Annotated in this window: 7 protein-coding genes and 1 pseudogene; 4 read left to right on the top strand and 4 right to left on the bottom strand. The window is 59.2% G+C overall.

The genetic code is table 11. The annotated features are described in order from the left end of the window. Positions 1 to 121: 121 nt before the first annotated feature. The 3 genes from AC2VLV_RS16335 to AC2VLV_RS16325 all read right to left on the bottom strand — a co-directional run bounded on the left by AC2VLV_RS16335 (position 122) and on the right by AC2VLV_RS16325 (position 3463). Positions 122 to 2113: a transposase family protein gene (locus AC2VLV_RS16335; protein WP_486990972.1), complete on the bottom strand. Its 1992-nt coding sequence runs from the start codon at positions 2111 to 2113 to the stop codon at positions 122 to 124. Then, entirely contained in the window at positions 2094 to 2747 is a 654-nt protein-coding gene (locus AC2VLV_RS16330) for a TnsA endonuclease N-terminal domain-containing protein (RefSeq protein WP_486990971.1), read from the bottom strand. The genes AC2VLV_RS16335 and AC2VLV_RS16330 overlap by 20 nt, the downstream gene beginning before the upstream one ends. Before the next feature lie 314 nt (positions 2748 to 3061). Beyond that, positions 3062 to 3463 (bottom strand): helix-turn-helix domain-containing protein, encoded by a 402-nt coding sequence (locus AC2VLV_RS16325; protein ID WP_486990970.1) that lies wholly within the window; start codon positions 3461 to 3463, stop codon positions 3062 to 3064. A 129-nt stretch (positions 3464 to 3592) separates the two neighbouring features. Between AC2VLV_RS16325 and AC2VLV_RS16320 the strand changes: the two genes are divergently transcribed. The 4 genes from AC2VLV_RS16320 to AC2VLV_RS16305 all read left to right on the top strand — a co-directional run bounded on the left by AC2VLV_RS16320 (position 3593) and on the right by AC2VLV_RS16305 (position 6341). Continuing rightward, complete coding sequence (locus AC2VLV_RS16320) at positions 3593 to 4909, top strand: hypothetical protein (RefSeq protein WP_486990969.1); 1317 nt, start codon at positions 3593 to 3595, stop codon at positions 4907 to 4909. Between the two features lie 78 nt (positions 4910 to 4987). Further along, positions 4988 to 5170, top strand: a complete 183-nt coding sequence (locus tag AC2VLV_RS16315; protein WP_486990968.1) for a hypothetical protein — start codon at positions 4988 to 4990, stop codon at positions 5168 to 5170. 115 nt (positions 5171 to 5285) lie between these two features. Continuing rightward, the gene (locus tag AC2VLV_RS16310) at positions 5286 to 5657 is read left to right on the top strand and encodes a hypothetical protein (protein ID WP_486990967.1); all 372 of its coding nucleotides are present in this window, start codon (positions 5286 to 5288) and stop codon (positions 5655 to 5657) included. A gap of 138 nt (positions 5658 to 5795) precedes the next feature. Further along, on the top strand, positions 5796 to 6341 hold the full coding sequence (locus tag AC2VLV_RS16305; protein WP_486990966.1) for a hypothetical protein: 546 nt from the start codon (positions 5796 to 5798) through the stop codon (positions 6339 to 6341). A gap of 275 nt (positions 6342 to 6616) precedes the next feature. Here AC2VLV_RS16305 and AC2VLV_RS16300 read toward each other — a convergent pair. Further along, positions 6617 to 6858: pseudogene (locus AC2VLV_RS16300) on the bottom strand (DNA-binding protein); the annotation flags it as partial.

Raw genomic sequence — 6858 nt, 5'->3', positions numbered from 1 at the left:
TTCACTGAGTTTGTCTGATCGCATGAAGCCTCCGAAAAAACTCAAGCTTCACTCAGCACAGACTCATTGAAAAGATGGGTTCGGCGGACGCTTACGTTGGTGTTGGTGTAGTCGTACATGGTCATTCTCCGAGGCGTCGGTCGCTGACGCCGTAAATTGGTCTTTTGGAACCGGGATCGACCGCGTGCAGCGGGATCTCGGAGGATTGGTTGGGGTCGATCGGCTCAAGCGCGGCGTCGAAGGCATCACCGGGGCGAGTGCCCAAGACCTTCTCGCTGTCGTGCTGGCGCATAACCGCTGCGATCTTGCGGACGCGGGTCTTCTTCGACCGGATTGCCGCTTCGACGATGTCTTCGATTTCCTGCTTGACCTCGCGTCGCTGGGCCGCCGTGGGGTCGTCTCCAAAGCGCTTGCGTGCGCTGGCCATGACACGCATGTGCGCAATCCTGGAGAGGCCCCGCGCGTAGTCGACATCCACAGCAGAGACACGGATGAATTCGTCGCCGTGTGGATCGAAGACATCGATGTAGCCGACGTCGTGGTCATACGCGCGAATCTTCAGGCGCAGGTTGTCTCCCGTGCGGCGCCGCATCGCATTAATCTGCTCCGAGTTGTACCGGAGGCTGTCGTATTCGATGCCGTAATGAAACGCCGTGCGTGTCGCTTCGATGCCGACCATGGTGTCCAGCTCGGCGGGGTAAGCCGGAAGTTCGATCGTCCGCTTGGTTGCTTCCTCCTGCCAGACCTGCAGCGGCGTCTTGCCATCCAGGCCGCGGTGTGGCGTCACGTGGTAGATGTCGACAATCCACTTCACCAGAAGCCGCGTAAAAGTCTTGAGGTCGAGGGCGGCGAGTTTCTCGGATGGATAATCGCCGCGCTCCTCCGGGTTGGAGAACAACGTCCCGGGGAGCTGGTGAACCAGCGCTCTTGCAGACGTTCCAATGAATCGTTCGATCCCTCCCTTATGCATCGGTTTCCCGGGTTCGCAGTAAAGCAACTCGATACAGAACACCATGCAGACCGCCTCCAGCGCACCGGCGTGCTCCTCCATGCCGTTGTCGAGCGCCAGCGTCTCGAAGAATCCATATACCGGCCAATCGTTGCGAAGGTCCTTGTAATTGGCGAGCAGTTCATCCTTGGGTTTGATCGCCATGCGCAGGCAGTACAGAACCGAGCTGGCCGATGGCGCGTGAAAACTTACATAGAAGCCAGCGATCATGCGACTCTTGCGGTCGATCGCAAGGGTCAGCCATGGGCGCCCCAGCACCATCTTGGTTTCGCTGCAGATCAGGTTGATGTCGATTGGTGTGTGGTCCAACTCGATACGCTCGAGGACACGGCTTACCTGGACCCCTTGCATCGACTGCCGCAACTCACGCTCCGTGACCTTTTTGCCATGGCGGGCTGTTTGGACGATCTCGTAGTAGAGCGTCCGCATCCAACGGTAGATCGTGGCCGTGCTCGGCTTTGTGATCTTCGCCTCGGCCTCTCTCGCCGTGTTGATCTTGTCGATCTTGGCGTGCACCTTGTCCACGACTTCCTTAATCGGTCGCTTTTGCGAGTTGAGGTAGACCTCGCAGACGGCGTCTTCGAGCACCCTGACCTGCTCGTCTGTCTTACGACAGACCCCGCCTCGGCGCAGATCGACCAGCTTGATCGTTGACTTCGTGGTGGCAAAGCGTTTCCACCACCGCCAGACTGTGCTGGCTGAAGGTGGATGCGCGTCGCCTAGGGCCGCAGCCACTGAGACGATACGTTCGCTCAGCTTCGCAGGAGAAGAGTTGAGCAGCTTGTTTCCGTCATCCAGGATCTGCTGTGCGCCACGAATGTAGGCGAGCTTGCGAATGACAGTGGCTTGGGCCTTTTCGGACAGCGCTCGCAGGTCCTTCGGACTGGCTAACGCGAAGTCCTGCCCGACCAAACCAAGGGACTTTTCATCGATCTCCCACGTGTGGTCGGACAGTCGTGAGAAGACCTCACCATCCTTGAGGGAGACCTGCTCGCCGTCTTCTGATTCGAAGACGAGCTTTCCAGTCGCCTTTCGGCGGATGAGTTCCCAACGAACCGACTTCTCGTAGAAGGCGAGCCCTTTCTTAAAGCGAAAACGCACCATGATGATTCTCCTTATTGCATTGGGTCCAGACGCGCGATGTCGGCGTCAAGGGTTGCTCCAGATGGGTTTGAAAAATGCCGGCAGCAATCAGCCTCAAGACCTGGGCTTCGCTGCCGACGCGGTGAACGAGCTCATCGAGCTCAAAGTTGGTTGACTCCTCCCGCAACGCCTCGATCAGCTGGTCGAGCCCTGCGGGCTTACCCACAGGCCGGTTGACGGCGTGGAGGTTTTTGAGGTTGTTAAAGAGCGGTGCGCGACGGATGTGTCGCTGGGTCCAGATGCGAAATTGCCGCTGCTGTTCATCGAAGCGCAAAGCCACTCGCAGCAACTTGTCCTTGACACGGTCGTGCGCCAGCTTCTCCTCAGGCTTGACCTCGACGAAGAACTCCTCGCCGTTCACAAGCACGACCTGGAAGTCCGGGTAATAGCTTCGGGCCTTCTGTTCAGCGTCGTAGTAGGTCTCCCGTGAGGGCTGTTCCTGGTAGAGGAGCACCAAGGGGTGGTACTCGAGATGCAGGATGGCGTCGCGCTCCAGAAGCGACTGGTAATGCACCATGTGGCCCATCTTCCGACTGGGAAACTTGCCGCGGAATCCGCCGCCGCTACGGGTGACGATGTTTCTTACGCGTTGCATGTCAGCGCCTCCAAGTCCAATGAAGGGGCGCTCTGCGGAATCTCGGCTGAGACTGCCAGTTGCTCTGCGCAGGGGAGTCTTCGGACATCAAGTCCGACACGCTCTCGGAATTTGCGGCGAAACGAGGCCTGCGCCGCGCAGGTTTGGGCGAACGAATCCATCATGGGTCTCCATGAGTTCAGGGAGTTCACTCTTGAGTGAACTGACGTTGACCCGGGACTGTTCGGTGCCTATGCTTGCGTTGCGATCCGCTGAGTGACACCGCTCGGCTCCGGGGTGGCAGGTCCTTCGGGACCTGCCGCTTTGGTTTTGCTCTACATGACAACCTCCCTCACTCTCTTGCGCAGCGCCGACACAAAGCGCGATGGCAGCTGAAACGCATACACGCGCAGGTCGGTGATCAACAGTCTCACCTCGCTGGGCAACTCTTCATCTGGCCGCTCAGACCCGCGACCTAAGACGGCGCTCGCGACAAACCGGTCTGTCTCGCTCATGCTCAACTCCAACACCCTCGCAAGACGCACGGCTGTGCGCCTCGGCGGCGGCAGCCGCTTGCTGTTCTCAATCTCCGACAGATAGCCGGTCGACAGTCCTGCTCTTGCCGCGACTTCGCCTTGGGTCAAACCAAGCGCAGCCCGCCGGTCGAAAAGCATCTGCCCGAACCCGGCGGCAAAGTCGTTGGGAGCCTGCTCGTCACCACCTTCGCTACGATTCATTTTTGAGCGCCTTTGAGATCCATCGATTGCCGTTGTCATACCCAACATTCTTCAACTCGAACGGCGAATTGACCTAGGCAAAAAGGCCATCGAATTTCTTGTCGTTTTTGCACACGAGAGCGCCTTGCGATGGCTACACCACATCCCTCGCCAGCCGATGGACACCCTGACTCGATAGCGGACTTAAGGCTGCGCGTTGTCCTGAATCACTTCAAGCGATTGCTGCTTGGCATCGACCATGTGCCTGGCGCTGGCCAGGGCTTTGCTCTCTTCGAAGCCATGGAGGAGATCGACCCGGTACTGGTCCGCAAGGCACACGTTGACGACCCTGACCCGCGCCGGGGATCCAAAGTTGGGATGAAGGCTAGCCAGCGATCGTGGGACTCATGGTTTGAGAAGTCGCAGGTGCGACCGAAGTCAGGCCACATCGCCGCGCTCGATGAAGTCGCCAAGGAATTTCCCCGATGGTTTCGTCCCAGGGACGGGCTTCAAATGCGCCTCCCCGCGGGCTTTTATGAGGACCTGTACGAGCGTGGCCTGCTGACGACGATGCTCACTGACCTCAACCCAAGGCGGTCGCGGCAGAACTTGCGCTCTCGCGCAGAGAGCTATCAGCCAAAGTCCGCATGGCACCTGCACCTCGATGCGCTTGAGGTGCTCAACTTCGCGGCCACGATCCGCGACATTGATGCGGACGAAGTCGTCAATATCGCTGGCGCGCGCATCTTCGACGTGCTCTACAGCTTATGGGGCGACCTTACCCACCCAGCGATCCTTGACTCCATCTACGTACAACTGCGCTCCGACGCGCAAACACGCTGGGATGCGAAGTCCGACGATGACAAGGATGAGGATCTTGCTGGCCCCCTGCTGGGATTGATGGACACACCTGAGAGGGAACTTTTTGGTCGGCTCTCCCGGACGCCCAATTTCGCCCTTCTAGGGCGCGCGTCGGATGTCACGCCGGGGCGTATCTACAGGATGCTTTTCGGAATCGCCAGCGACACGGAGTTCCTACGTGACGGAGCGCTCAATGCCTGGGCTCTCGACCTGGCGACCGCTGGCGCTACCGGCGTGGCATTGTTCTACGCCGGAAGTCCATACCTGAAGCCCATTCCCGAGCAAGTCGTCATCAATGCGATCGACTCGCTGATGATGGGCTTACATGTCGATGGGGTTGCCGCAGAGCACCGGGCAAACCTCTGGGGCGGACCACTCGAAGATGTCCTCCAAGCCGCCATGAAGGAGGTTGGTGCGGTCTGGACGCAAGCTGGCACCGCAAACTTGCTCGCTGCGCGGCGCGCGTACGAAGATGAAATGCGCGAACTCGGCGTCCGGGTCACGGACATTTACAAGATCAAGCAGCGCAAGTCTCTCCGCAAGGACGGAGCACTCTCACAAGCCACCAGGCCCCATCCAACGGCGACCGGACGACTTGAAGAGTGAAAGCGAGCAACTACTCTCGCGGGGAGCTGGGCGTTTCTGAAAGAGCGACTTTTACTTTGGCTTGCGTAGGAGACACCCGTGTCAGACGCAGCAACGAAGAGTGAGGACCAAGTCCAGGTGGTCGAAGAGGTCGTTGTCCTGAATCCGGCTGGCAAGCTACAGCTGACGCTTGAACAAAAGCTCGCATTGTTCGAGCCAGCCAAGCACGGCGGTGAGTTCATGTCGGTTTCGCCGGTCGGCCGCGAACAGCTCGCCGGCTAAGCCCCGGGGTCTTTTGCGCGACAGATGTGGCAGTTTTTCAAGCTCTCGTGTGTTGGCGCCGAGCCTTCGCCGCATGGGCCGCGCAGCGGACATCACGCCCGGTCGCATCTACAGAATGCTGTTCGCCATCGGATGTGACACGGCGTTTTTGCAAGAAGACGCGGTTCTCGCCTGGGCTCTCCAACTAGCTACTCCGGGGGTGGCGGGCGTGGCCTTGTTCTACGCGGAAAGTCCGTACTTGAAATCGCCGAACAAGCAGCCGGTCATCAACGCCATCGACTTGCTGATGATGGGTTTGCAGATCGATGGCATCGCTGGCGAGCACCGAGCCAACCTCTTGGGCGGAGAGATCGATGAAGTTCTCCACATCGCGTGCAAGAGGTTTGTGCCGACTCGGACGAAGCCGGAACAGCGAATCTGCCTAAAGGTCGGTGCGCCTATGAGGGGAGACGAGCAAATTGGGGGGCAACGTCACCGACCTCTATAAGATGAAGCAGCGCCTTACACTGACATGAGCAGACCCAGTTGCGGGCAAACCTCCGCGACGAGGCGGCTGCTTCGTTCCTGAACGGCAGAGGGTGATGCCACCGCCCAATTCAAGCGTTCGTGCAGAAAGAGAGCCGCAATGTCCGCCACCACGTTCTTGGCCGTTGTCGAAATTGCACAGGAAGACCGCGTGCGCTGCAGCGCAGTGGGCTGTGGCCACTCCGTCTACAAACGTGTTCACTTGGTTCGCATCGACGGGCAAACGCGCGTCTACGGAGCCGATTGCTTCTCCAGGCTCTTCGGACACACAGCTATCGGGCGGTCCAATCCAAGATATGGCGGTCTTGATGGCCGTGCGCTCACCGCAGAGGAACGTGAGTTGCTCAAGTCCAATACGGAACGACTGATTGACATGTTCGAACGCGAACATCAAGCCGAACTGGCGCACGCAGATGCGCGGCGGTCGGAGGCTGCCGAACCGACATCAGATTTCCAGAACAGCCGCCGTCCACAAGGTTCCCTCTTTGGGGAAGCGGCGAACTCTGTCATCTCTCGCTCAGCGGCAGAAGCAGTTGCTCGCGAGCGGCTTGGCCGACGTTATCCAAGTGTGAACCTTGACGTGCCGGGGTTCAAGTGGTTGGTGCTCTCGGAAATCGAGACGGTCATCCGAGAGAATGTCGCCTAATCCCACCGTCGGTCTTCCACTTACGCTCTAGCCATTGCGAGTGTTCGTCTTGGGTGAAAACCGTCAGGCTCATTTCGACCCATACGTGTTGGCACCGCGCCCAGCGTGAGCCACCCTGCCAATCGTGTGCTGAATTGCTTGCAACCCCTGCCTGGTCAAAGGCGGCATGGACTCTTACCGATACTGCCGGTTCACGGCCCAGTCGGCATATTGCCCTGAGCTGACTCAATATGGCGTCGGCACCAACGACGTACCCGCAAAACGGTCGACGAAAATCATCCCACGAAGCCCGAAGCGATTGACTCCACATAGCGCACAGCATCGTCGGCCCGGCCTGCGCTCACCAACTGCAACAAGGTCTTGTGCCCGAAGGAGGGGATCGGCTCGTTCTTGACGAGGAAGATGGCCCGCTGGCTGTCAGGCTGGACTTCCATGGCCGCCACTAAAACGCGCATCAAATCACGCAATGCTGCTTGCAGCCTCGGCGACTCCGGGTGCGTGCGCAGGGTGTTCCGGT

Source organism: Thiomonas sp. TH-17 (assembly GCF_057473305.1).
The sequence above is the reverse complement of the archived record's forward strand: the minus strand, read 5'-3'. Positions and strand labels throughout refer to the sequence as shown.